The following is a 2,805-nucleotide window of genomic DNA, read 5'->3' on the forward strand; positions in this document are numbered from 1 at the left end:
GCCGAGCCCACGCTCGGCTGCTCTTCCAATCCCCCCCTCAGCCGAACATGGGCTCGGCTCTACAGGTGGCGCTTTACAACCAGGGCAGGATCCAGTGGTCGACCAGCAGGAAGGCGAACAGCGCCATCAGGTACACGATGGAGTAATAGAACATCTTCATCGAGAACAGCTCGTCCGGCGGGTTCAGCATGCGCCAGGCGTACCAGAGGAACACGGCATTGAGCACGATCGCGCCGCCCAGGTAGAACGCACCACTCATGCCCACCAGGTAGGGCAACAGGCAGACCAGCGCCAGCACCACCGAATACACCATGATCTGCTTGCGGGTGTGCGCCACGCCGTGGGTCACCGGCAGCATCGGGATCTCCGCCTTGGCATAGTCCTCGCGGCGGAAGATCGCCAGCGCCCAGAAATGCGGTGGCGTCCAGATGAAGATGATCAGCACCAGCAGCGACGAGTATGCCCAGTCCGACGAGCCCTGCATGCCGGTCACCGCAGCCCAGCCCAGCATCGGCGGCATCGCGCCGGCCAGGCCACCGATGACGATGTTCTGCGAGGTCGCGCGCTTCAGGTACACGGTGTAGATCACCGCGTAGCCGATCAGCGAGGCGAAGGTCAGCACCGCAGTGATCAGGTTCACCCACAGCACCAGGATGGTCATCGACAGCACGATCAGCACGCCGGCGAACACCAGCACCTGCCATGGCTTGACCTTGCCGACCACCAGCGGGCGCCACGACGTGCGTGCCATCTGCGCATCGATGTGCGCATCCAGCAACTGGTTGATCGCAGCGGCCGCCGAAGCGGCCAGCCAGATGCCGAGGAAGCCGAGCAGGCCGGCGCGCACCTGCTCCCAGCTGGGCACGCCCGGGACAGCCAGGACCATGCCGACCAGGGCAGTGAAGACAATGAGGGCGACGACCTTGGGCTTGGTCAGGTCCCAGTACTGGCGGTAGTTGGAAAACATGGAATCAGTCCGGGGCGCGCAGGCGGGCCAGCAGGCTGACCAGCACGAACAACAGGGCAACGGCCACGCCGTTGTGGGCCACGGCCACTTCCAGTGGCAGCGCCAGCTTCACATTGAGGATGCCGAGGGTGACCTGCAGCACCAGCAGCGCGATCAGCGCGCTGGCCCAGCCGCGCATGCTCGGCAAACGGAACAGGCGCACGCCCAGCCACAGCAGGTAGACGGCCACCACCACGGCGAACAGGCGATGGGCCATCTGGATGGCGATACGCGAGGCGCCATCGAGCACGCCGCCTTCGTAATCCACGCCGATGCCACGCCACAGCGTGAAGCCTTCGACGAAGTTGTGCTGCGGCCACCACTGGTTGGCGCAGCGCGGGAAGTTGTCCAGCGAGGCGCTGCCACCGCCGCAGGCCAGCGCCGCGTAGTTGGCGCTGACCCAGCCGCCCAGGGCGATCTGGGTGACCAGCACGGCCAGGCCGATGCGCAGCAGCCACTTCAGCTTCGGCGCCTCGGCCAGGGTGATCGGCATGTGCGTGGCACGCCACGCCATCCAAGCCAGCAGCGCGAACATCAGCATGCCGCCCAGCAGGTGCCCCATCACCACGATGGGCTTGAGCAGCAGGGTCACCGTCCACATGCCCAGCAGGGCCTGGAAGATCACCACCGCCAGGGTCAGCAGTGCAGCGCGTGCCAGGTCGATGTTGCTCCAGCGCAGCGCGGCGATCAGCAGGATCGCCTCGCCGACCAGAGCCAATGCGCTGGCGGTGCCATGCCAGCCCATCATGTACAGCGGTATGCCAGCGGCCACCAGCACGCAGGCGGTCACCACTGCCGTGGTTCCAAAGCGGCGCTTGCGCGTGGCCAGCAGGGCCAGGGTCAGGATCTCGATGCCCAGCGCGCCGGCCAGGAAGCGGTGCACCTGCTCACGCCAGGCCTTGTGGGTCTCCAGCGGGCGAATCTCCGCCGCCGGGTGGCCGATGGTCTCTTCCACGTGCTGCGGCCAGGTGGCCTGGCCATAGCAGGTCGGCCAGTCCGGACAGCTCAGGCCGGCATCGGACAGGCGTACGAACGCGCCGAACATGATCGTGCTCGCGGTCATGATCATGGCGAACCACGCCAGGCGGTGGAAATTGCGGTGCAGCGCCGGACGCGCGGAAAGGCTCATCAAACGGGACTCACTTCAGTTTCAGCAACGTGGCCATGTCCTTGCGCAGGCCACCCAGGTCGGAACCCGGGGCATGGCGCATGATCACGAAGCCGTTCGGATCGATCACGTAGACCGGCAGTCCCGCCGGATCATCGACGCCCGGCAACGCCGCGCGCAGGGCTGGCGACGGAGCCAGCGGCCGCAGCGCGGGCAGCGAGGCGATCGACGCCGGTGGCGTACCCAGCCACAGGATCTCGACATTATCGGCGTTATGGCCGAACAGCTGCCACACCTTGCCCAGTCCCTGCGACAAAGTGACGCACTGCGCGTCGCAGGCACCGGCCGGTGCCACCAGCAGGCGCCAGGTGCGGGCCTCGGGGTTCCAAGGATAGGGCTGGCCACTGGCCAGGGTCGGCGTCTGCTGGCGCAGATCGACCGGCGGCTTCAGCAGCTGTCCCGCATTGCGGTGGCCGGTGGGCTGCCAGCCGGAGAATCGCAATACCGCGGCCAGCGCCATCGCCCCGAAGAACACGGCAAACAGCAGCACCAGGGTCCGGCGGCCGGAGCCGCGCGCCTGCGGGGACGTAGCAGTGTTCATGTGGGGCATTTTCTCATGGTTGGGTAAACGATGCCGGTAGTGCCGGCCGCTGGCCGGCATCCAGGAATCCGAGTGCGTGCCGGCCAGCGG

At 67.0% G+C, this 2,805-nt stretch carries 3 protein-coding genes; all 3 read right to left on the minus strand.

Going from position 1 to position 2,805, the window contains the following annotated elements:
- Positions 1-73: 73 nt before the first annotated feature.
- From cyoE to ABGA94_RS12475, 3 genes are read right to left on the minus strand one after another with little or no spacing between them, the layout of a single operon-like run.
- Positions 74-967 carry a heme o synthase gene (gene cyoE / locus ABGA94_RS12465; protein WP_005415007.1) on the minus strand — a complete coding sequence of 298 codons (894 nt, stop codon included), beginning with the start codon at positions 965-967 and terminating at the stop codon, positions 74-76.
- 4 nt (positions 968-971) lie between these two features.
- Positions 972-2,135, minus strand: a complete 1,164-nt coding sequence (locus tag ABGA94_RS12470; protein WP_005415006.1) for a heme A synthase — start codon at positions 2,133-2,135, stop codon at positions 972-974.
- A 10-nt stretch (positions 2,136-2,145) separates the two neighbouring features.
- Positions 2,146-2,715, minus strand: coding sequence for a hypothetical protein (locus ABGA94_RS12475; RefSeq protein ID WP_005415005.1), 570 nt, complete (start codon positions 2,713-2,715; stop codon positions 2,146-2,148).
- Between the last annotated feature and the right edge of the window lie 90 nt (positions 2,716-2,805).

Source organism: Stenotrophomonas sp. 3diitr2024 (genome assembly GCF_042136455.1).
In the GTDB taxonomy this organism is placed as follows: Bacteria; Pseudomonadota; Gammaproteobacteria; order Xanthomonadales; family Xanthomonadaceae; genus Stenotrophomonas; species Stenotrophomonas sepilia.